Genomic DNA, 21776 nt, shown 5'->3' with positions numbered 1-21776 from the left:
TTTCAAAAATTGTTTTTTGTCTTGTTTATCGAGGGGTTTATGCAGCATAAATATCGTTTGCTGTCGTCATTTATTGGCTTTTCTTTTATTTCTGGTCTAAGTTGGGCCGATTCTGCAAATAATGTTCTTTCCACCATCACGCTTCAGGCCGATCAAAATCAAGAGGATGAAAAAACCACCTCTGCCGCAACCAAATTTGCACATGATAGTTTGGATATCCCGTTTAGCCGCAGTTATCTCTCTCAGGACGTTTTAAAACAACAAGATTCTCAGCGCATTGAAGATGCGATTCATCTGGTCAGTGGTGTATTTGCTCAAAATAATTATGGTGGTGGCTTTTGGGATAATTACTCTTTTCGTGGTTTTGCAACAGATCCTAATCTTGGAGCAGCAAGTATTCGTAATGGATTAAGTCTGAATCGAGGCCTAAGTGCGCCACGCGATATGGTCAATATTGAATCTCTAGATTTCTTAAAAGGTCCCGCTGCTGCACTATATGGTCGTGGTGAAATGGGCGGCCTGCTTAATATCACCACAAAAAAACCACAATGGCAGGCACAAGGACAGCTCAACTTACGCGCCAATACTGAACAACAATATCGTGGCAGTTTTGAATATACTGCACCAATTAATGATCAATTGGCTTACCGATGGGCGATGGCCCATGAAGATAATCAAAGCTTTCGCGATCAAGTGAGCAGTGAGCGCTGGTTTTTCTCACCACAATTAAGCTGGAAAATCTCAGACCAGACTCAACTTGATTTTGACAGTGAAATTACTCAGCAAAAAGGCACATTTGATCGTGGTATCAGTGCCTATAAAGGTCAGATTCTTATGGATCCGAAAACCTTTACAGGTGAACCCGACGATGGCGACATGAAAGTAAAGGATCAGTTTTATCAACTACGTCTGGCGCATGAATTTAATGATAACTGGAAAATCAATAGTGCTGTGAGTTATAAACAAGGTTTGATGAAGGGCCTTTCAACTGAACCCAAATCATTTGAGTCAGATGGTGAAACCCTAAATCGACAACGTCGTTATCGTGATTATTTCACTAAAGATCTGCTGGCACAGGCTGAGCTTTTAGGACAAGTAAATACCGACTGGGCACGTCATGAAATTTTAATCAGCAGCGAAGCGGGTCAATTGACCTCTGACCAATATCAATTGCGCTGTGATTATAAATATTCAGGCACGAGATATTGTATTAATCAAATCAATGTCTATCATCCTGAATATGGCGTATATTTACCCAATATGGGGCTGCAAACCAATACCCGTGAACAACAGGACTATCTTGCATTAAACCTTCAGGATCAAATGTTCTTCAATGACCAATGGAGCATTTTAGTTGGGACACGTTTCGATCAGGTCAAACAGTCTTTAGAAAATTACAAAGCCAATACGTCTACCGATAAAACCTTTCATCAGGCTTCCCCTCGTGCAGGTATCAATTATAAATGGAACGACCAGGTTTCTTTTTATGCAAACTATGGACGCTCTTTTGCCATGAACAGTGGTACAGATGCAAACGGACAAGTATTTGCGCCTGAAAAAGGAGAAAGTTATGAAATCGGTAGTAAATACCAGCTCAATCAAAAAACGTTGTTCAGTCTAGCTGCATTTCACATGAAAAAACGCAATGTGCTCACGACTGACCCCACGGATGCCAACTATCAATATGCCGCTGGCGAAGCCTTAAGTCGAGGCGTCGAAGTGGATCTGCAAAGCCAACTCACCGATCAACTGCATGTGCTAGTAAATTATACGTACACTGATGCACAAATTAATAAAGACACCACTATTGCCAAGGGAACTGCGCTCAATAATATTCCTCGTCATAGTGGTAATCTGGCTCTGGATTATGTAGTCGTACAACAAGCAACAAGCAAAGCAGGTATAGGGGGCAATGTCCAATATGTCGGTACGCGTAATGGTACACAAAGTTCGGGATTTGAATTACCAGATTATACTTTGGTCAATTTGAATGCTTATTACCAACCGAATTCACAGTTACGTTATCAACTCAACCTAAATAATTTGTTGGATAAAACTTATTACGTTGAAAGTTATAATGATATGTGGATACAGCCTGGTGATCCTTTAAATGCATCGCTTTCTGTACAATGGACATTCTGATTTAATGTGGTCATATTCATTCCCAAAAGTTTTCAAATACGCACTTCTGCTGCTTTCAGGAATGGCATTGATGGCCTGTCAACGGACTCAGGATCTCAAACAAAAAATACAACTTAGCCCTGAAAAATCCCAAGCGAATGAATCAACAACAGCCTTTAATGTTGTTGATTCTTCTGGATATACCGTTAAATTAAATCATCCTGCTCAACGCGTAGTCTGTCTATTTGAATCGGGATGTGATGGTCTATATATGTTGAATCAGGGAGATAAAATCGTAGGTATTCCTGCAGAAATTTATCAGCAACCCATGCTGTATCGCGCATATTCTATTTTAGATTCACGTATAAAAACCAAGCAGATTCAAAGTCCTTCACAGGGTAGTAATGCAACAAATATTGAGAGTCTTTTAATGTTACAACCCGATTTAGTCATCATGGGTGGAGGAGAAAAACAAACCATTGCCCTGCTACGCAAGTTAGGTATTGCCGTTTATATTATGGAATCTTCGACTTATGCACAGGTCAAAGAAGAATTATCTGAAATTGCCGTTTTAACCAACGCAACCGCACGTGCAAACAAGATACTGCACTATTCAGATCAAAAAATTGCTGAAATCCAGCGCAATACCGCAAAAGAATCGCATCAACAAAGTATTTATTATGCATGGTCAGGCGGACGTATTTTTTCTACTTCTGGTACCCAGTCCATTACCAATGATTTTATCGAATTGGCAGGCGCCAAAAATATTGTTCGGACTGAAACCAATCAACCAAATGTAAACCCTGAAACCTTGATTGAATGGAATCCTGATAATATTGTGCTTTGGAATACTGACCCCCAACTGATTTATCAACGTCCAGAGTTAAAACTTCTTCAAGCAGTAAAAAATCGTAAAGTTTTTAATTTGAGCCCGGCTTTTATCTATAATCCACATACCATTAAAATCGTACTTACAGCGCTTTATTTACATCAACATATTTATGAGGAGCCCCAACCTTACACAATGAAAGCAACCCAATATGACGTGTTGAACATGTTGTATGGTTCAACGGCTGCACAGGCACTTCTCGCTCCATGAATATCATACGCGTTGAATCTATTACTCAGTTTAGTCCTGCTATTCGTTATAGTAGTTTTATTTTTTTACCTCTCCTTTGTCTTTTTTGTTCCTTGTTAATTGGACCTAGTCATATTCTAGGCTATCAGGATTATTTCTTATGGTTCTGGCAAAGTCTGAGCGGCGGCAACTATATTGCTCCTGAACAATACGCACTTATGCAAAATATTCTCTGGAATGTCCGATTACCCCGTATTTTATTAACCTTTATGGTCGGCGCTGCACTGGCCACTGCGGGGAATGGTTTACAAGCTTTATTCCGTAATCCGTTAGTGGATTCGTACGTACTCGGTATTTCTTCTGGAGCGGCATTTGGCGCTGCATTGGCCTTGTCATTTAACTTAAATTCCCCCAATTTACTGGCATTTATTTTTGGCATTGCCGCTGTACTTCTAACTTATTTATTTGCCTACCAAAAGCAAGAACAACAAACTTCTTTAGTCATGATTATTCTGGCTGGCATGATTGTTTCAGGGCTTTTTTTGGCAGGGTTGACCATCATTCAATATATCAGTGATCCATTTAAGTTACAGGCAATCGTGCAATGGACCATGGGCAATATACATCAGGCCAATTGGGATAAAGTGCAATATGCGATTTTCCCCATCTCTGTTGGATTATTAGGGTTATTCTTAATGCGCTGGCGACTCAATCTGCTAGCACTCGGTACAGAAGAAGCTCAAGCGGTCGGCATTAATCCCAAATGGGAACAGATCTTGCTTATTGGACTGGTCACTTTATGTACCTCTGCCTCTGTTGCAGCGGCGGGTATTATTAGTTTATATGGTTTATTTATGCCCCATATTGTGAGGATGCTGGTCGGGCCTGATCATCGCGCAACCATTCCTTGTAATATGGTCTTAGGCGGTTGTTTTTTATTATTGATTGATAATTTTTCACGTGTTTTATTAAGTTTTGAAATCCCGATTGGAATTTTTACCATGCTGCTTGGTGCACCTTTCTTTTTGCTACTCATGAAAAGTCAACGGATGAACTGGTCATGATTCATATTCATCAGCTTAACTTTGCCTATAGCCACAAGCAAGTACTTAAAAATATTCATCTGGAATTTGCTGAAAATCAATTTTCTGTGATTTTAGGACGAAATGGTTGCGGTAAATCTACTTTATTTAGATTAATGGCTGGTCTAGAACCCTTACAAAGTGGCAGTATTTTGTATAACAGTAAACGTTTAGATCAATATAAAGGTAAGCAGCGTGCCAAACTTTTAGGCTTTTTACCACAGTTTCACAAAACCGTTTTTCCTTTTAAAGTCAAAGATGTCGTTTTGACTGGACGTGCGGCATTTAGTCATTTCCACCCGACCAAGCAGGATGAATATCTAGTTGATCAAGCTTTGGAAGAGTTAGATATTAGCCATTTAAAACATCAGGCTTATACTGAACTTTCAGGTGGTGAACGACAATTGGTCATGATCGCTCGAATACTGGTACAGGCGCCTCAAGTCATTCTATTGGATGAGCCAACCAATCATCTTGATGTATATTATCAGTCTTATTTAATGAAAAAATTACGTCAGCTTTCTCGGCAGAACTATACAGTTATTGCGATTATGCACGATCCTAATCTGGCATTTTTATTTGCAGATGAGTTGTTCTTTATGCGTCAGCATGAAATTATTCGACCAGAATCACCTCAACGCCTGACCGATCCTGTTTTTTTAAAAAGTGTTTACGATGTTGAGTTTCATGAAGCCATGATTCAGGATAAAACTATTGTGGTGCCAGATTACTCATGGCTTTAATGATTGAACTTTTACAACCAGCAGATGTGTCTCAAGCCACTCAATTTGCAATTTATACTCGCCAATTGCTATTCCCAGAAGTGTACCAATCTACGCTTCCTCATGATCTAACTCATTTCAGCGCGACTTATTTAAATGATCCCCACGGCGCTTGTTTAGTCGTGAAAGATAAGTACAAGATTATTGGAATGGTGGCTTATCGATCTTATAACCATCGTTTTCAGTTAGATTTACCTTTAAATAGTGTAGAAGTGGTCAAACTTTTTATACAGCCTGAATATCGACGACAAGGGTTGGCATCGCAATTATGCCATGCTCTATTTGAACATGCTCAACAACAAAATATTTGGCATTTTTATCTACATACTCATCCTTTTTTGCCCGCCGCTGAATATTTCTGGCAAAAACAGGGGTTTCAAGTGATTCATCGTGAATGGCTAGCGCACTACGATACTATTCATATGTTTAAAACAGAAAATTTCCAATGACCCTATAGGTATCATCTAATCGTTAAAAAAAGACCATAAAACCGGGCTGTTGGTTTTATGGTCATTAACTGAAAAATATTTAAAAAGTAAAACCAAAGTTTAAATTAACTCTATATAACCATTTATCACTATTCAGAGAAGTAGCCGTGGTATAACCCGTACTGTTAGTCGAGCCCCCAATAATATTGGCATTTTTACCCCAGGTATAATCTGCCCATACCATAAATGGCGATGCAATAAACATCATGCCCGTGGTATTCATCTGTGAAGCAGACCAATCTGTATGTGTTTTATCCAGATAGCTAAAATCGTTATAGAACTTAATAGCCTTCAACTTCCACATATCTTGAATGGGCAAGGTATAAGATACGTTCAGACTAGAAACTGTACCTTCTGAGGCAATAAAATAAGAAGGTGTTAAACCATTGGTTCCCATTAAGGTTAAGCGATCATCAACGCCTTCAGGATTTTTGGCATCATACTGATAGTGAATCACAGAACCCTGAATATTCCAGCGATTAATATTGCTATTGGCATGAAGACCTAAAGCATAATATTTTCCATCATCATCCGTAATTTTATTGTGGAGTTGTGAAATAGCGCCTGATAATCCAATCTCCTGCTTACCTACAGCAGTATCAAACTTCTTAACAACACGGGCATTGACCTGATTTTGTTTTTCATTCTGATACGCTTTCTGATTTGCAAATGTATTTTTCAGATCATCATAAGTGCCACTTTCTGGAGAGTAACGCATGTTGGTTTCAAGCATGCTTGGGTAATACCCCAGTTTAATATCCCAATTTTTATCATCGTAATTCCAGTTCAAACCAGGAGCAATATTATTGCCATAGCCTAAAAAGAAAGGTAAATGATAGGTCCAGCCATTTTGTGGATAAGGATAAATAGCAAATGGCTTATAGACAAAACCAGCTTCCAGACTATTATTGGCGTCGAGTTTATATCCTACATAGGCTTTTTCAATAGAAGTAAATTCCTGATCCTGCAATAAAAAACTAGAATTTAAATAGAAATCGTCATAGGTTCCTTTGAGATCGAGTCGCAATACATCAAAGTCCAGCTTACCCATACCACGATTAGAACTTTGAGGCCAACTCTCGTAGCGATCCTGCACACGAATAACCCCACCGACTTTAAATGAAGCCGTGCCATCGTCATTTTTCCATTCTAGTGGAGAACCATCCGCCCAAGAGCCCATTGAAACCCCTAGACAAATCATAGAAACACTTATTGTTGAAACCACACTTTTTTTCATCACACTTCCCTTTTCTTTTCCATAAACTGATTATGAAAAATGACAATTTTGGTTTTATATACAAAACTTTGTTTGCTTTGATTTTTGGCTAAAAAAAATAGATGATATTTTGGTGGCGAGAGCAATCCTTTTGCTCATGGCATATTATAAATCATCTTTTTTAGCACGCTTACAGCCGACATGCCTTAACACATAGGCCGTATAATTGAAAAATTTTGAGTTCAGTTAATTTTTAAAAAACTGAATAATACTCAACTTAGTAAAGTTTTTTCTGCGGGGGACCTGCAAAGTTTAACGGGCCAATCGCATGCATATCTAGCTCAATGACCGCAGGGCCGTTGAAATCGACTGCTTCTTTAATGGCAACTTTAAATTCATCTGCGCTGCCAACTTTCCAGCTTTTCACTCCCATCGATTCACCCAATTTTTGATAATCTGGAGTATGGAGTTCATTAAAATACTGGCGTCCATCAAAATAGTTATTTTGGATCCCACGCATCACACCATAGCCACCATCATTCATAATCATCAGAACCATGTCGGTATTTTCTTGGGCCATCGTCGCGATTTCACCAATGCCGAGCATCAAGCCACCATCACCAACTAGACCTACAACCTTTTTGTCTGGATTAGCAATACTTGAACCGATCGCATGTGCCAAGCCTAATCCGATCGCCCCTGCCAATGAATGAATATTTCGATTTGGTGCTTGTACTGGGAACAAACGACTACCCCATGTGCTACCAGACATAGTAATGTCACGCACAAAAATACCATCTTCGGGTAAAGCTGCACGTAAGTGATCACAAATCAGAGCATATTGGTCTAGTTGTTTGCGTAATGCATCTACCGCAGCATTTTTAGCATCAATAACCGCCTGATCATAAGTTGCGTCGATCTTAGAGACGTCTGAAAGTTCAGCCAAACTACGCACTAAAATATCTTTGGCATCTGCACAGATAAAATGGCGAATCTTGTAATTACGTTGTTGTGCAACAGGATTAGCATCAATCTGAATGATATTTTCAGGAAACTGAACAGAATAAGTCTTGGTTTCATTACTACGTAGACGCGACCCTACCACAACCAATAAATCAGCATTTTTTAACAGCTCTTCAACTTTTGCCGAGTTATGAAATGCTCCCAGACTACGTGGATGCGCATCAGGCAAAATACCGCGGCCATGCGTTGAAGACACCACAGGAATTCCCAAATCAGCAATAGCCTTGATTTCACTCACACAATTCAACGCACCGCCACCAATCCAGAATACTGGACGTTTAGCTTGTTTAATTTGATCTGTTAATAACTGAACCTGAGTTTCATCAACATTTGGCAGTTGCATTGCTTTAACAGGACTTAAATCCAGTGGTAAATCAATCTCAGCGGCTTGCACATCAATCGGTAATTCAACACTAACTGGCCCCATTGGAACTGTTGTTGCTACACGAATGGCTTCACGAATTACACCAATAGCATTATCTGGACTAGTAATACGAAATGCAGCTTTGCTAGATGCACGTAAGAAAGTCAACTGATCTTTGGTTTCATGAATAAAACTGGCATCACGATCAAGATATTCACGTTCAACCTGACCTGTTAAATGCAACACAGGACTCGCGGCATTCATGGCTTCAATCAATGAACCTACGGCATTACCTGCCCCAGCGCCCGTACTGGTTAAAGCAACCCCTAGACCTTTAAAACGTGCATGTGCATCCGCCATGGTCACCGCACCTGCTTCACCACGTGCCGCCACAAAGCGGATTTTCTCACGGCGACCAATGGCATCCGCAATTGGCAAGTTATGAATAGAAATCACACCATAAATACTATTTACGTCATGTTCTTCTAATAAGCGAGCAATCGCCTCACCCACATTGACACGTTCAGTCATGAAAATATTCCTCTAAATTTTGTTCACTATCCATTGAAAAGCTTGAATCGTTTAAATTGATACGGTTACAAACAATTAGTCACACCACGGGTTCGGCTGTTCATTCAGTCCCATGTAGATACTTTTTTGTTGCATATAAGACAAAATACCCTGACGACCTTTTTCACGACCAATCCCACTGTCTTTAAAGCCACCGAATGGTGCTGAAATTGAGAATTTTTTGTAGGTATTAATCCATACTGTACCGACTTCAAGCGCACGTGAGATACGCCATGCCTTGCGATAACTTTCAGTCCAAATGCCTGCTGCTAAACCAAAACAACTGTCATTTGCTTGTTGAATTAAATCTTGTTCATCGTCATATTTCATGACGACTAATACTGGACCAAAAATTTCGTCCTGACAGACCTGTGCTGTGTTATTCAGCCCTGTAATAATGGTCGGCAGATAAAAACTACCTTTTGCAAACTCACCTGTAGTTAAGGCTTGACCGCCTGTTAGGATTTCTCCACCCTCTTGTTTGGCAAGCTGAACATAACGATCTACAGACTGTAAATGTGCCTGATTAATCAAAGATCCCATGTGTACATCTTTTTGTTCAGGGTGTCCGACACGTAAACCTTTGGTGATTTCTACCAGACGTGCCAAGAATTGATCATAAATACTGCTGTGAATAAATAAGCGAGAACCGGCAATACACGCTTGGCCCGCTGAACTAAAAATACCATATGCAATGCCTTTCGCAGCAAGCTCTACATCCGCGTCTGGGAGCACAATCGTTGGTGATTTCCCGCCTAACTCCAAAGAGGTAGTAATTAACTTATCCGCTGCAATGTGTGCCAAATGACGACCTGTGGTCGTTCCACCAGTAAAGGAGATTTTGCGAACCAATGGATGCTTCACAATCGCGTCACCCACTACCGAACCTTTACCCACCAATACACTCAGTAAGCCTTTAGGTAAACCCGCTTCTTCAAAGATCTTTGCCAATTCCAGTGCAATCAATGAGGTCGCTTCAGCTGGTTTTAAAATCACCGCATTGCCTCCAGCCAAAGCAGGAGCAAGTTTTTGCACTTCACTGGCGATCGGTGAATTCCACGGGGTGATCGCTGCCACTACACCGACAGGTTCATGCACACTCAAGGTCATAAAATCTGACGCACGTTGAGTGGTTAATTCATCATTTAATGTTTCACAAGCAGCCGCAACATAACGTGCTGTTGCTGCTGCACTTAAGACCAAGCCCCGAGTTTCTGCTAAGGGCTTGCCATTATCGCGAGTTTGTAATTGAGACAGTTGATCAACCCGTGCTTCAATAATATCCGCAACTTTGTATAAAATTTTGGCACGTTCGTGGGGCATACGATTACGCCACTCAGGTGCGCGCCATGCCTGATCTGCTTTGAGAATCGCTTCTTCAATATCTTCTGGACTTGCAGTAGAAATTTCTGCATTGATAGAATTATCTGCTGGAAATGTACTTTGAATAACTTTACCGCGACCCAAACGCCATTCACCAGCAATATAAAGTTCCTTAACCATAATAATATCCTTGTTAAATCTGAATGGCTTCAACACTATTACGACAAGCACGAATGACACTTAGTGCTGCCAATGTCGAGGTTTTTGGGTTAGATGCCAACGGAACACCAACCATTTCAATGGTCATTTGTCCAAAACGGCCTTCCGCGACAATAGTATGTTTGTTTTGCGTGATATCTGGGTCAACGGTCAGCTCTACAATAGTGTTATCCATACCCACACCAGCTAAAGCAATAGTTGCCGCTACATTGGCATTGGCAGGAAAATTTAGCGCGGCTTCTCGTGCTGTACCACGATAAAATACGGTAGCTTTTTGCACTTGATCCAGATCAATCAATTGTTCTGCGTAACTACCGCGCCAGCTATTGGGGCTTTTACAACCTTTATAAGTGACTTTTTCCAGGCCACCTTCTTTTGCAGCAGCAATGCCATCAATGCCTGCAATCGCACCAGCCAATAGATGTAAATGCGCGCCATTTTGTTGAGCAGTTTGTTGAAGTTCAGTAAAAAACTCACTATCAGCCAATGTACCCACAGAGATCAAACCAATAGTCCAGCCATTTTGTAGCACTTTTTTGGCATGTTCTTTCACTGCGGCTTGACCTGCCACTTCAATCACATAGTCAGGTGTGCCATCGCATTGATTGACATCAGAGATGACCTGAATATTGGCATCGACTTTTTGTTTCACATTTTCAATACTACGCTCAGGCACCACAATCCACTTCAATTCAAGATCATGGGGTAAATGGGTATACACTTCTGAGGCCATCGCGCCAAAACCAATCATCATCAATTGTTTCATTGCAGTCACCTTATAAATGTTTATTAAATCCACCAGAGACATCAATGGTAGAGCCTGTGGTATAAGAAGCGAGTGGTGATGCTAAAAACACCAGCGCACGTGCAGGTTCTTCGGGTCTACCTAACCGGGCCATTGGAATGCCACGTTTTTTGGCGATATTGGCTGTCCAGTCTTGCCACGACTGATTCGGATCCGAACGCGTTTCATAACGGCGTTTCCATTGAGCTGATTCAACCATGCCTAGTAAAATTGAATTGACACGTACGTTATATTGAATAAATTCATGCGCTAGAGAATGAGTAAGATTAAGCAGAGCTGCACGTGCCGATGAAGTCGCAATCATATGCGGTTCAGGTTGTAAAGCCAGTAACGAATTGACATTGGTCACTGAACCTATTGCCGAGCTTTTTAAATCATTCAAAAAAGCACGAATTGGATGCAACACACTGAAATATTTAAGCTCTATTTCTTTCATCCAATCTTCATCTTGCGTATTTTCGAAAGTAGAAACCCGTCCCTGACCTGCGTTATTAATCAGCATATCGACATTGCCCAAATGCTGTTTCACAGTATGTGCAAAGGTTTTGACATCTTCTTTATCCAGCACATTGCAACCTTGGGTAAAAATATGTGCATGTGGATATTTTTCTAATATATAAAGCTTTGATTCAGCAAGGCGTTGTTCATCGCGTCCACACCATGCTACTTTTGCGCCTTCTGCAACTAAAATCTCAACCGCAGCTAATCCGATGCCAGAAGAGCCACCGGTGACAACTGCTACTTTTCCTTCTACCTGGAAGCTCATACTTTTTCTCTCGTTTCAATGCTGCTGCGCAGACACAATAATGTCGTTAAATAATTCAGGTTGATCGACATAACTCAAATGTCCTGCTTCACTAATTTCAATATAATTTTGGCACTGGATTTCCTGTGCCAAAGCTGCAATTGCTTGCGGCGGTGTAATGCTGTCGCACAATCCTGCAACGACCACGCATGGCACGACCAAATCTGTTAAATAATTACGAATTTCATCATGAGCCAGTAAATAGGATGCTTGAGTAAAGCCATCCACATTCAGGTTTTGCATGACCTGTTCAATCAGCTCAAGAGTTTGAGGGTGTTTCAAATAGGTCAAATGGGGACCACGACTTTGTGCCAGGCCCCGATTTCCAAGTTCAGCCAGCATTTTTGGTCTTTTGTTATATACTTCAGCTTGTTGCTCCGTGGGATAACGCTGATAACCCTGTGCAACATTGGCAATAATTAAGGTTTCAACATAATCTGGGTAATGTTGGGCAAAAGCACTGGCTTGTAATGCGCCTAGAGAATGTCCAACAAGAATTGCTTTTTTTATTTGTAGGCATTCAAATAAATCTACCAAACGCTGTGCATAATCTTCAGCATTAGGCTTTTTTGTGGTTAAAGCATCGGACGAACCATAACCAGGTGCATCCCATGCAATGATATGAAAATGACGACTTAAATCTTGTAATTGATTGACCCATGAACCTGCTCCAGAGCTAATGCCATGCAGTAGCACCAGATATTGCTCTCCGGTACCAGCTTCACGATAGCTTTGCTTCCGTCCATTAATCTCGACAGATTTGACTGGAAATTGCTGTAGGGCTTCAACAAGTGTCATCATCATTTTCCTTTAAGGTTGCAATCAGAGTTCAAGCCTCTTTCTGACAACTCAGATTCAATCGACTTAGTTACGTTTGATTTGAGACAATGGATGCTCAGGTGGATAGTTCGGAATAGTAGGTTTACCGGTTCCTAACATCACACACATCAATGCATCTTCGGTTCCAGGATTAAACAACCCACGATAAATCCCGGGTGGAATTGAAATTAGGTCACGTTCTTTTAAACGAGTACTGAACTTCTCACCGTTGTGTTCAATGAACAAATCAATTTCACCCCGTAACATAAAGAACACTTCTTCAACATCATGATGAATGTGCAACGGGCCTTCACATTGCGGTGGCAGAACCATTGTAGAAAAAGTAAAGTTTTCAGCGGGCACAGTATTATTGTCATTCGCTACGCCTGTTGCGCCTGTACCCATATAACGCATTTGGGCACGACGGTATTTTGGATCGTAGTCCGCCTGAAATTTCAGTGCGTTGAAATCGTATTTGCGGGTTTCAAAACGTGCGATACGAGTATTTAACCATTCTTCCAGACTTGTACCATCGGGTTGCTTCCATGATTCAAATTGTTGAGTGCTCATGTCTTACTCCTGCGAAAAAATTGAAACTAAATTAGTAACGTTTGAGTAATGGTGTAAGGAAAAAGGAACCCACGATAGCCACCACCGCTAAGAACGTGATTCCCAAATTAAAGCTGCCTGTCTGCATTACGATCATGCCAATTAGGACTGGTGCAATCGCACTGGCAAAGTTAGCCAAACCATTGAAAATACCGCCTGCTGTCGCTCCAACATCAGCTGTAGTGACACGTGCCAGCAAAGCAAATACTGCGGCGACACCGAAGCCCCACGCCATTGAACTGACCGACATAGCGACAATAATCATGATAGGATTCGTCATCAAAACCATGACGTAGAGTGAAATACCTGCAACCAGCAATCCGCCAAATACTTGAATCGCTCGTTTGCCTAATTTGTCAGAAAATACGGCTCCAACGACTTCTCCAATCAGCATGGCAATAAAAGGCAAGCTCGAATAAAAACCAAATTCTTTTAAATTAAAGCCTTTGTCTTGAATCAAATAAGAAGGTACCCAGCTATTTAGGCCCCATAGATAAGTCATTAAGGCAATGTTGAAAATACAAACCAGCCAAAATGCTCCGTTTTGTAGTAATGACTTAGTATTGCGAAGATGACCTTTAAAATTGATCCGTTTGCTTGAATCTTCGATCTCAATGGTTTTACGCAACTGCAAGTTACGCAGTCCAATCACCACAAAGACCAGTACCAATAGCGTTAGGCCTGCCATAACAAAGAAAGTGGTATGCCAGTCATGCTTGGCGAGCACAGCTGCGGTAATCGGAAAACCTAAAAAAGCCCCAATCGGTGTGCCCAATAAAAACATCGTAGATGCACGTGCCTGCTGACGGTCAGTATAGGTTTGTTTCACAATGGCATAAGCCAATGCAAATAATGGTCCTTCAGCGATTCCTAATAAAACCCGTAGAAATAGCATGCTGCCATAGTGGGTAGTAAACCCCATGATCAGCATTAGCACGCCCCATGAGGCCACGCTCCAGAACAGCATTTTTTTAGGATTAAAAATATCGCCCAGAAAACTCAGGAATATGGAAGAAAAACCATATGCCAGTAGGAAACTGGTCATTAACCAACCCAATTTAGCTTTATCTTGGGCAATACCCATCGCGTCTTGAAAATGTGGATCTGAAAACAAAACAGCAATACTAATTTTGTCAAAAAAAGCCAGTACCACGCAGGCCATTAACACAAAAGCGGGTATCCAGTGTTTGAATCCTTTTTTCTCATCTACATCATTTAACATGCAAGCGTTCCTTCGATCTGGCTAGAGGCCTTAAAATGATTGTTCTGGCTAGAGGTCTTGAAGTCTGGTTATGGTTTGAGCTTCATGACATTAAATTCAGGATCAGTTAACTGTTCTGGGTTTAATACTGTGCCGTTTTGAATCCAGCGTTTGGCCAGTTTGACCAGTTTGGAATCATTAATTGCGATCATATTGATCAGACGGCTTTGTTCATCCAGATATAGATAACTGACTTGTGTCGGACTGGTTTTTCGAACAACCACGTTTGGATTTAACTGTGGCTGATAAGTTCCCAAAATCTGGATATTAAAATGATATTGATCTGACCATAACCATGGAATGTCCACATACTCAGTCGCTACTCCCAACATAGATTTGGCAGCGGCAATCGCTTGATTCTGTGCATTTGCCCAAGATTGGATGCAATAACCTAAAACAGGGTGAATGGCAACATCTCCTGCGGCATAAATATCCGCGTCGGAAGTTTGACCATAACAATTGACCACAATGCCATCTTTAACATCAAGTCCTGCATCTGCACCTAATTCTTTGGCAATTTCGGCACCAGCACCCACCACTACACAATCAAAAATCTGCGCGATTTCTGGATGATTCAATACTTGAATGGTTTGATCCGAACTCTCAATCAGGTGCAAATTTTTACTATTGAGATGAATTTGCGTACCTTGTTGTTCATGGATTTCCTTTAAGAAAGCAGAAACTTCAGGGCTCACACTACGACCACATAAACGATCAGCATATTCAAAAACATGTACAGCCTTGCCTTGCTTACGTGCTGTCGCTGCAATTTCTAGACCGATCCAACCGCCACCAATAATCGCAATAGAATCTGCATGTTCCAGCAAACCTGCCAAACGCTCACAGTCCTGGACATCACGCAAGGTCACGACATTAGAAATTTCTTTCCATGTATTGACAGGTACACGTGCACGGCTACCCGTTGCAATTAATAATTTGTCATAAGGTAAAATTTTTCCACTTTCCAAAACGACCCGTTTATTATCACGATCAATTTGTGTGGCTAAATCAGGCTTATGCCATTGCACAGAAAAAGCATCGATTTGTTCAGGCGAAAATAAATTCAGACTGTCATAACTTGCTTCTTTGGAAAGCACCTGTTTGGAAAGTGGCGGACGTTCATAGAAAATCTGATGTTCATTTGACACCACATGAATTTCTCCACTATATCCTTCCTGACGCAAAGTACTGACTGCCCAACCTGCTGCCTGACCGGCACCAACCACTACGATTCTTTCCATGCCTTTATTCCCTTTTGCCTCAACTGATTAGCCTTGAACGGGTTTAACCTGACGACGAGTATCGTGATCTAAACCACCTTCAATCGCCCATTCGGTAAATAATTCCAAACGATGTTCTTCAACACGTGGCTGCCACTCTTCAGTCAAATAGTCATCATTGGTGTAGTATTCAAACGCCCCACCAAGAGGTGAGTTGACATACCAGAAATAGGCAGAAGAAATAGGATGGCGCCCCGGTCCGATAAAGGTTGACCAGTCAGAGCGATTCATATTTAAACCACCACCAATCACTTCATGAATATCACGTACAACAAAAGCAACATGATTCAGACCTGCTGGTTTATTCGGAATGGAAAGCAAAAATAAATCATGATGAAAACCTTCACCACGGCAACGCAGGAAAGCACCACGATTTAAATAGGCATCTGATAAATGAAAACCGACTTTCTCTTTATAAAAATTTTCTGTCGCAGCTAAATCAGGTGTAAAGAAGACCACATGACCAATGGCAATTGGCTCACCTTTTTCATAAACGGGGCTAGCTGCATTGATGCGCTGGATATTGCCATACTGGTTAATGCCTTCGGTTTTCTGTTCAGGCAAATCTTTAGTAATCGAACGTTGAAATACGATAGTCATGCCATTTGGATCACGACATTGTAGCTGTGTATCACTTTGTGAAAAACCTTCAACATCTTTTAGGTTTGAAGCCAACTGTTGTAAATCCTGATCACTTGTTACACCCCATGTCACTTCACGCAGAGTTGAACCCGTTTCAATCGCTACGGGTAAACGTGAATCATCGATATTAAACAGATAAATCTTGCTGCCATTCTGAGTTTGAAACAATTCAGTATTTTCAATATCTGTCTGGTGTTTTGACAAACCAAAATCAGATAAAAACTTGATCGCTTCCGCCTTGTCTTCAACCCCAAACTTTAAAACTTCAATTCCAGTAATCATATTATTTGCTCCTAGTTAAAGACAAAACCGCCATTGACCGGGATATTTTGTCCCGTCACAAAAGATGCAAGATCGGAAAGCAAATAAAGTGCTGTTCCATTTAAATCATGCGGATGTTGCTGGCGTTGAATCGCCCGACCAGTAACATATAAATCATGGCGTTCCTGCGGGACATATTCGGTTGCTTCAACCAGTGTTAGTCCCGGAGAAATGGTATTTACGCAAATATTAAATTCGCCCAGCTCCCGTGCCATGGAACGGGTCATGGAAATAATCGCGCCTTTACTTGCCACATATGCCATGAGTTTAGGGGCACCCCAAAGCGCTGTATCTGAGGCAATATTAATAACTTTTGCGCTATCAGCTTGTTTCAAATATGGGACACATGCCTGAACCATAAGCCATGTACCTTTAACATTGACAGTCATGACTCGATCCCACAGATCAGGATCATATTGGGTCAAATCTTTACCACCAACACCAGTAGCCAATGCCGCACAGTTCACCAAACCATCCAGACCACCCAACGTCTCTACAGCAAATTGAACAGCTGACCGAATGGATTCCGCCTTGGACAAATCCAGTCCAACAGCATGAACACCCAAGCCCTGTTGTTGTAACTGCTTTGCTTCTTGCTCAACCAGTTCGGTCAGAATGTCCGCCATTACTACCTGCGCACCCGCTGCTGCAATCGCCTGAGCAAAGCCCAGACCTAGCCCGCGTGCTGCACCCGTAACAATGATTTTTTTACCTTGCAGTAATGTGTGAATGGTCATGGCCACAGTCCTTATGGTGTTTCAGTCAAAGATGAGGTATCTAGCACTGCAATTTTCTTCAGCTGCTTCTCAGCTTCTTTTTTCATTAAACGACGTAGACGAGATAAGCCAACATCATGCTGATATAAAAATTCCTTAGAGCGAGCATTAGGTGCCAAATTTTCCAGAATAATACGATCCTGCTCTAAGACATCCCAGTGCAACTTCTCTAAATGATTACGGTATAGAAAACGCCAGACATTACGCTGCCAGCCACTGACTTTACGACAACGCCAGAAGAATACGCGAGTATTATCGGCATCAATTGGTGTAGCAAAACCTACAATCCAGAATACGCCGCCTGGACCAAATTCTTTACGATATGGAATAGAAAGACGCAACCAGCTTGCACCTGTATTGCCATATTCTACCCAGTCAAAGTTGACTCCCGTTTGACCTTCTTTTTCAAAAATAAAACCATGTTCAGTGCTACGATGTTTCATTTCTGCGGTACGTTCACCCTCAGCCATTGAGTGTGAAGTGCAATGCAAGTAAGTCCCGTGCATTGGATCCATCACGTTATCGATGGCGTATTGATGATTAACTTTCCAGTCCGCCTGACATAGAAATGAACTCCACTCTTCACTAGACAATTGTTCAGGAAAGTCAAGTTCAGTAGGTGCTTCATTTTCATCCAGACCAAACCAGATAAAAATAGCATCATGTTTTTCAATGATGGAGTAGCTCTTAACACATTCACTGCCTTTTAATGGGCATTCATGAACTGCAGGCACGTCGACCACGACACCCTCGCCATTGACTTCAACACCGTGATACCAGCATGCAACGCGATTGCCCAAATTCCAACCTAGCGATAAACGTGCACCACGATGCGGGCAGCGATCTTCTAGCGCATGTAGCTGACCGTCTTCATCACGCCATACCACAATATTTTCGCCTAAACGGGTAATCCCAACTGGATTGGCATTCACTTCCCAACTGGCGAGTACCGGATACCATTGATCACGTAAACCTAAATCAAGATATTCTTCAGTGCTTGGAGCTTGTTGATAAATTGCATTCATTATTGTCTTCCCTGAACTTAGTAACCCAAACGCTGCATTTCTTCAGTGAAGCTCTGCATCGTCCAGACTTCACCTGAATCACGACGAAAACCCTGCTGATTTAATGCATTAACCAAATCATTCAATTCAGTAATACCTGAGCCAAAAGCTTTTATCAGATGCTGAACAAAATCCTGTTCATAGACGGTTGGTTCTTTATAGCGTGTTTGCCAAACCAGATGTTCGACCTGCCCCGGAATCTGAATGTTATTAATACCTGCATCTTTTGCAGGCGTTGCATTAATCCAGTTAGCCAGTTTTTCATTAAATTGTTTCATGGGGAATTCCTTCTATCCATTACAGTTGAATCTGGATGTCCTGACCTTCCACACGAACGGGATAGGTACATAAATCACGACAGCCAGGACCACTCTTTAATTCACCTGTCTGGATGTCGAAAATAGCTTCATGTAATGGACACTCTACGGTTTGATCCTCGATAAATCCTTCTGTCAATAAGGCAAAAGCATGTGGGCAAACATTTTCAATCGCAAAATAATTTTCATCGATGACAAATACACCAATCTTTTTGTCATTTATTTCCACTGCTTTTGGTTCATCTTCCGAGACATCATCAATGCCACAAACTGAAATCCAACTCATCGTTTGAGCCCTCGATCCTGTTTTATATGCAAAACTTTATTTGATTTTCAAAACATATGCAAAGAATAATACCCCTACAGCCAATATGTCAATAAAATAAAATTCATTAAATTCAAATATTTGACCAAAGTTTAATATTTTATTACGTTTTATAAGGTAAATTTGGTTTTATATATAAACATTGTTTTATACATTCGATATCATTACAATAGTTCTAAAATAAAGCAGCGTGCACCAATATTATCCCTTTTCTCTTTTTAGGAATTTTTATCGAATGAGCTTAGTCGTTGAAGAAGATGTACAAGAAGTTGAAAGCACAAAAAATGATGATCGTTATTTAGTTCCGGGGCTTGTAAGAGGCTTGGCAATTTTACAGGCGTTTAATCAAGAAGCGCAGGAAATGACCATTTCTGAGATTGCCGAAATTCTGGATGTGAACCGTTCTAGTGCATTTCGCCTGATTTATACGCTAGAATCGTGTGGATATTTACGCAAAGCTTCCCAGAAAACTTATGCGTTGGATTCAAAAGTTATGGAGCTTGGATTTAACAGTTTATCCAAACTTTCTTTACTGGATTTATCCACTCCTCTCATGAAAGAACTTCGTGATCAAACTAAAATTGCAGTACATCTTTCTATTTTAGAAGGGACCCATATTGTTTTTGTGAACAATATTCAATCCAGTGGACCATTTACCAGCACGATCAGTCTGGGCACACGCTGGCCGGCACATGCTACGGTGATTGGCCAATTACTTTTATCCAATCTGCCTGAAACTGAAATTCGTCAGCGTTATCGTAAATTTAATGAATGGGATACTTTTTCTGACCTCACTCCAAAAAATCTAAAAGAATTACTATTGCGTTTAAACTATGTCAAAACTCAATCTTCTATGGTCAGTTGGGGACATTACAATAACGATATGGCAGCTTGTGCAGCACCGATTTACCGTCAATCATCCAAAGATATGGTCGCAGTTTTATCTGTAAGCTGTCCGATTACGACCTATGACGAAAATACTTTTAACAATATTATTTCCAAACAAGTTATTGAAACTGCAAATAAAATATCAAAGTTTATGTATTGATATGAAAGGCAAAGGATTGCCCATTTATTAAAAAACGACATATTTTTAAAATAATTTTATGTCCTGTGTAATACCTTCCTTTTTAAAAAATTTCCACAAAAAAACTTAAAATAGTTGACTTGCATTCAAATCAGCATAATTATAAATTGTGTTTTATATAGACAACTATGTTTTAATCATAAAACATTTATTTTAAATAATAGTATTTTATTCAATCAAAATAGTGAGTGCAGGTATGGATGCTTTAAAGATTGCAATTATCGGTGGTGGTGTCGGTGGTTTAGCCGCAGCAATTGCGTTAAAAAAGTATGGTCATGATGTCACTGTTTTTGAACAAGCATCCGGTTTCTCCAGAGTTGGAGCTGATATTAACCTAACACCCAATGTTGTTCGTGCTATTGATGGATTAGGTGCAGGCGATGCCATTCGCAAACTTGGAGCCATGCCAACTTATCGTATTAGTCGTGATTGGGATACCAGCCTTGAAACCTCAAGGCTTGGCATGAGTAAGGATGCGGAACAGCGTTATGGTGCACCACAAGTCACTATTCACCGCGCTGATATCATCAATGCACTTGCTGCATTATTTCCTATTGAAAATATTCAATTTTCAAAAAAATTAAATTCTTTAACGCAACACGAAAGTGGCGCACAACTGCATTTTGATGATGGTTCCACTTATCAATTTGATATCGTTGTGGGCGCAGATGGCATCCATTCCCGTGTCCGTACTGCATTGTTTGGAGAAGAATCGCCTAGATTTACAGGAATTGTTTCATTCCGCTCAGTTGTACCCACAGAAAAGGTTAAGCATGTTCCTGAAATAGAAGCATTCACTAAATGGTGGGGGCCCGTTCCAGAACAGCAAATTGTGACTTTCCCACTTAATCAGGGCAAAGATACCTTTATTTTTGCAACAACAGGTCAAGACAGCTGGACAGAAGAATCATGGACCAGTGCAGGAGATGTCCATGAATTACGGGAGTTTTATAAAGACTTTCACCCGAATGCCAAAGCCCTATTAGATGCCTGTGAAACCACATTGAAAAGCGCTTTATATGAACGTGATCCCCTCCCAGTATGGTCAGTGGGAACAGTGACATTATTGGGAGATGCGTGCCATCCAATGCTTCCATTTATGGCTCAAGGCGCAGGAATGGCCATTGAGGATGCTGTGGTTTTGGGACGTTGTCTACAAGATTCAAATCATAGAACTCAGGCAAAACAAGCCTTAAAAATTTATGAAAAAACACGTCAGCAACGGACAGCACAAATCCAACTGGGTTCACGAGGAAATCAATGGATGAAACAACAAGGAAATGCCGACTGGGTATATAATTATGATGCATGGAATACGCAACTAGAAACTATATAATCAAATAAATCATAAGGATAAGATTATACATAGATGATCTTATCCTTTTACATTTAATTTAAG

At 40.8% G+C, this 21776-nt stretch carries 21 protein-coding genes; 7 read left to right on the top strand and 14 right to left on the bottom strand.

What is annotated here, in order from left to right:
• The first annotated feature begins 39 nt into the window (after positions 1–39).
• From IAE20_RS10920 to IAE20_RS10900, 5 genes are all read left to right on the top strand, one after another.
• A complete protein-coding gene (locus IAE20_RS10920) occupies positions 40–2142 on the top strand; it encodes a TonB-dependent siderophore receptor (protein WP_200482310.1) in 2103 nt (700 codons plus the stop codon).
• Positions 2143–2212: 70 nt separating this feature from the next.
• Positions 2213–3220, top strand: coding sequence for an ABC transporter substrate-binding protein (locus IAE20_RS10915; protein ID WP_227611003.1), 1008 nt, complete (start codon positions 2213–2215; stop codon positions 3218–3220).
• Positions 3217–4263 carry a FecCD family ABC transporter permease gene (locus tag IAE20_RS10910; RefSeq protein ID WP_200482311.1) on the top strand — a complete coding sequence of 349 codons (1047 nt, stop codon included), beginning with the start codon at positions 3217–3219 and terminating at the stop codon, positions 4261–4263. The genes IAE20_RS10915 and IAE20_RS10910 overlap by 4 nt, the downstream gene beginning before the upstream one ends.
• Positions 4260–5024, top strand: a complete 765-nt coding sequence (locus tag IAE20_RS10905; RefSeq protein WP_200482312.1) for an ABC transporter ATP-binding protein — start codon at positions 4260–4262, stop codon at positions 5022–5024. The genes IAE20_RS10910 and IAE20_RS10905 overlap by 4 nt, the downstream gene beginning before the upstream one ends.
• Positions 5015–5512 (top strand): GNAT family N-acetyltransferase, encoded by a 498-nt coding sequence (locus tag IAE20_RS10900; protein ID WP_200460704.1) that lies wholly within the window; start codon positions 5015–5017, stop codon positions 5510–5512. The genes IAE20_RS10905 and IAE20_RS10900 overlap by 10 nt, the downstream gene beginning before the upstream one ends.
• Before the next feature lie 79 nt (positions 5513–5591).
• Here the strand turns inward: IAE20_RS10900 and IAE20_RS10895 are convergent, their stop codons facing one another.
• The 14 genes from IAE20_RS10895 to IAE20_RS10830 form a co-directional block, all read right to left on the bottom strand.
• Positions 5592–6752, bottom strand: a complete 1161-nt coding sequence (locus IAE20_RS10895; protein ID WP_413784496.1) for a hypothetical protein — start codon at positions 6750–6752, stop codon at positions 5592–5594.
• Positions 6753–7044: 292 nt separating this feature from the next.
• Entirely contained in the window at positions 7045–8685 is a 1641-nt protein-coding gene (locus tag IAE20_RS10890; RefSeq protein WP_200482313.1) for a thiamine pyrophosphate-binding protein, read from the bottom strand.
• A gap of 75 nt (positions 8686–8760) precedes the next feature.
• The gene (locus IAE20_RS10885) at positions 8761–10227 is read right to left on the bottom strand and encodes an aldehyde dehydrogenase (protein ID WP_200460707.1); all 1467 of its coding nucleotides are present in this window, start codon (positions 10225–10227) and stop codon (positions 8761–8763) included.
• Positions 10228–10240: 13 nt separating this feature from the next.
• The gene (locus IAE20_RS10880) at positions 10241–11032 is read right to left on the bottom strand and encodes an aspartate dehydrogenase (RefSeq protein ID WP_200460708.1); all 792 of its coding nucleotides are present in this window, start codon (positions 11030–11032) and stop codon (positions 10241–10243) included.
• 10 nt (positions 11033–11042) lie between these two features.
• Positions 11043–11837, bottom strand: a complete 795-nt coding sequence (locus IAE20_RS10875) for an SDR family oxidoreductase (RefSeq protein ID WP_200460709.1) — start codon at positions 11835–11837, stop codon at positions 11043–11045.
• Between the two features lie 15 nt (positions 11838–11852).
• Positions 11853–12677 (bottom strand): alpha/beta hydrolase family protein, encoded by an 825-nt coding sequence (locus IAE20_RS10870; RefSeq protein WP_200482314.1) that lies wholly within the window; start codon positions 12675–12677, stop codon positions 11853–11855.
• A 63-nt stretch (positions 12678–12740) separates the two neighbouring features.
• Positions 12741–13265 carry a cupin domain-containing protein gene (locus tag IAE20_RS10865; protein ID WP_200460711.1) on the bottom strand — a complete coding sequence of 175 codons (525 nt, stop codon included), beginning with the start codon at positions 13263–13265 and terminating at the stop codon, positions 12741–12743.
• Positions 13266–13296: 31 nt separating this feature from the next.
• Positions 13297–14526 carry an MFS transporter gene (locus IAE20_RS10860; RefSeq protein WP_200460712.1) on the bottom strand — a complete coding sequence of 410 codons (1230 nt, stop codon included), beginning with the start codon at positions 14524–14526 and terminating at the stop codon, positions 13297–13299.
• A gap of 68 nt (positions 14527–14594) precedes the next feature.
• On the bottom strand, positions 14595–15806 hold the full coding sequence (locus tag IAE20_RS10855) for an NAD(P)/FAD-dependent oxidoreductase (RefSeq protein ID WP_200482315.1): 1212 nt from the start codon (positions 15804–15806) through the stop codon (positions 14595–14597).
• Between the two features lie 27 nt (positions 15807–15833).
• Positions 15834–16769: a VOC family protein gene (locus IAE20_RS10850; protein ID WP_200482316.1), complete on the bottom strand. Its 936-nt coding sequence runs from the start codon at positions 16767–16769 to the stop codon at positions 15834–15836.
• Positions 16770–16780: 11 nt separating this feature from the next.
• Positions 16781–17545, bottom strand: a complete 765-nt coding sequence (locus tag IAE20_RS10845; RefSeq protein ID WP_200460715.1) for an SDR family oxidoreductase — start codon at positions 17543–17545, stop codon at positions 16781–16783.
• 11 nt (positions 17546–17556) lie between these two features.
• A complete protein-coding gene (locus tag IAE20_RS10840) occupies positions 17557–18609 on the bottom strand; it encodes an aromatic ring-hydroxylating oxygenase subunit alpha (protein WP_200482317.1) in 1053 nt (350 codons plus the stop codon).
• 17 nt (positions 18610–18626) lie between these two features.
• Positions 18627–18926 (bottom strand): recombinase-like helix-turn-helix domain-containing protein, encoded by a 300-nt coding sequence (locus tag IAE20_RS10835; RefSeq protein WP_200460717.1) that lies wholly within the window; start codon positions 18924–18926, stop codon positions 18627–18629.
• 19 nt (positions 18927–18945) lie between these two features.
• Positions 18946–19251 (bottom strand): non-heme iron oxygenase ferredoxin subunit, encoded by a 306-nt coding sequence (locus tag IAE20_RS10830; protein ID WP_200460718.1) that lies wholly within the window; start codon positions 19249–19251, stop codon positions 18946–18948.
• A gap of 274 nt (positions 19252–19525) precedes the next feature.
• On the opposite strand from IAE20_RS10830, the gene IAE20_RS10825 reads away from it, so the two are divergent.
• Together IAE20_RS10825 and IAE20_RS10820 are read left to right on the top strand one after the other, a co-directional pair.
• A complete protein-coding gene (locus IAE20_RS10825) occupies positions 19526–20338 on the top strand; it encodes an IclR family transcriptional regulator (RefSeq protein ID WP_200460719.1) in 813 nt (270 codons plus the stop codon).
• Positions 20339–20573: 235 nt separating this feature from the next.
• The gene (locus IAE20_RS10820) at positions 20574–21713 is read left to right on the top strand and encodes an FAD-dependent monooxygenase (RefSeq protein ID WP_200460720.1); all 1140 of its coding nucleotides are present in this window, start codon (positions 20574–20576) and stop codon (positions 21711–21713) included.
• Positions 21714–21776 lie beyond the last annotated feature (63 nt).

Origin of the sequence: Acinetobacter sp. S54 (assembly GCF_016624945.1) — a bacterium.
Taxonomy (GTDB): domain Bacteria; phylum Pseudomonadota; class Gammaproteobacteria; order Pseudomonadales; family Moraxellaceae; genus Acinetobacter.
The sequence above is the reverse complement of the archived record's forward strand: the minus strand, read 5'-3'. Positions and strand labels throughout refer to the sequence as shown.

Bases quoted from the DNA above. Each gene is read 5' to 3' on its own strand.
- IAE20_RS10920 (WP_200482310.1), top strand. From the start codon at position 40: ATGCAGCATAAATATCGTTTGCTGTCGTCATTTATTGGCTTTTCTTTT.
- IAE20_RS10915 (WP_227611003.1), top strand. From the start codon at position 2,213: ATGGCCTGTCAACGGACTCAGGATCTCAAACAAAAAATACAACTTAGC.
- IAE20_RS10910 (WP_200482311.1), top strand. From the start codon at position 3,217: ATGAATATCATACGCGTTGAATCTATTACTCAGTTTAGTCCTGCTATT.
- IAE20_RS10905 (WP_200482312.1), top strand. From the start codon at position 4,260: ATGATTCATATTCATCAGCTTAACTTTGCCTATAGCCACAAGCAAGTA.
- IAE20_RS10900 (WP_200460704.1), top strand. From the start codon at position 5,015: ATGGCTTTAATGATTGAACTTTTACAACCAGCAGATGTGTCTCAAGCC.
- IAE20_RS10895 (WP_413784496.1), bottom strand. From the start codon at position 6,752: ATGATTTGTCTAGGGGTTTCAATGGGCTCTTGGGCGGATGGTTCTCCA.
- IAE20_RS10890 (WP_200482313.1), bottom strand. From the start codon at position 8,685: ATGACTGAACGTGTCAATGTGGGTGAGGCGATTGCTCGCTTATTAGAA.
- IAE20_RS10885 (WP_200460707.1), bottom strand. From the start codon at position 10,227: ATGGTTAAGGAACTTTATATTGCTGGTGAATGGCGTTTGGGTCGCGGT.
- IAE20_RS10880 (WP_200460708.1), bottom strand. From the start codon at position 11,032: ATGAAACAATTGATGATGATTGGTTTTGGCGCGATGGCCTCAGAAGTG.
- IAE20_RS10875 (WP_200460709.1), bottom strand. From the start codon at position 11,837: ATGAGCTTCCAGGTAGAAGGAAAAGTAGCAGTTGTCACCGGTGGCTCT.
- IAE20_RS10870 (WP_200482314.1), bottom strand. From the start codon at position 12,677: ATGATGACACTTGTTGAAGCCCTACAGCAATTTCCAGTCAAATCTGTC.
- IAE20_RS10865 (WP_200460711.1), bottom strand. From the start codon at position 13,265: ATGAGCACTCAACAATTTGAATCATGGAAGCAACCCGATGGTACAAGT.
- IAE20_RS10860 (WP_200460712.1), bottom strand. From the start codon at position 14,526: ATGTTAAATGATGTAGATGAGAAAAAAGGATTCAAACACTGGATACCC.
- IAE20_RS10855 (WP_200482315.1), bottom strand. From the start codon at position 15,806: ATGGAAAGAATCGTAGTGGTTGGTGCCGGTCAGGCAGCAGGTTGGGCA.
- IAE20_RS10850 (WP_200482316.1), bottom strand. From the start codon at position 16,769: ATGATTACTGGAATTGAAGTTTTAAAGTTTGGGGTTGAAGACAAGGCG.
- IAE20_RS10845 (WP_200460715.1), bottom strand. From the start codon at position 17,545: ATGACCATTCACACATTACTGCAAGGTAAAAAAATCATTGTTACGGGT.
- IAE20_RS10840 (WP_200482317.1), bottom strand. From the start codon at position 18,609: ATGAATGCAATTTATCAACAAGCTCCAAGCACTGAAGAATATCTTGAT.
- IAE20_RS10835 (WP_200460717.1), bottom strand. From the start codon at position 18,926: ATGAAACAATTTAATGAAAAACTGGCTAACTGGATTAATGCAACGCCT.
- IAE20_RS10830 (WP_200460718.1), bottom strand. From the start codon at position 19,251: ATGAGTTGGATTTCAGTTTGTGGCATTGATGATGTCTCGGAAGATGAA.
- IAE20_RS10825 (WP_200460719.1), top strand. From the start codon at position 19,526: ATGAGCTTAGTCGTTGAAGAAGATGTACAAGAAGTTGAAAGCACAAAA.
- IAE20_RS10820 (WP_200460720.1), top strand. From the start codon at position 20,574: ATGGATGCTTTAAAGATTGCAATTATCGGTGGTGGTGTCGGTGGTTTA.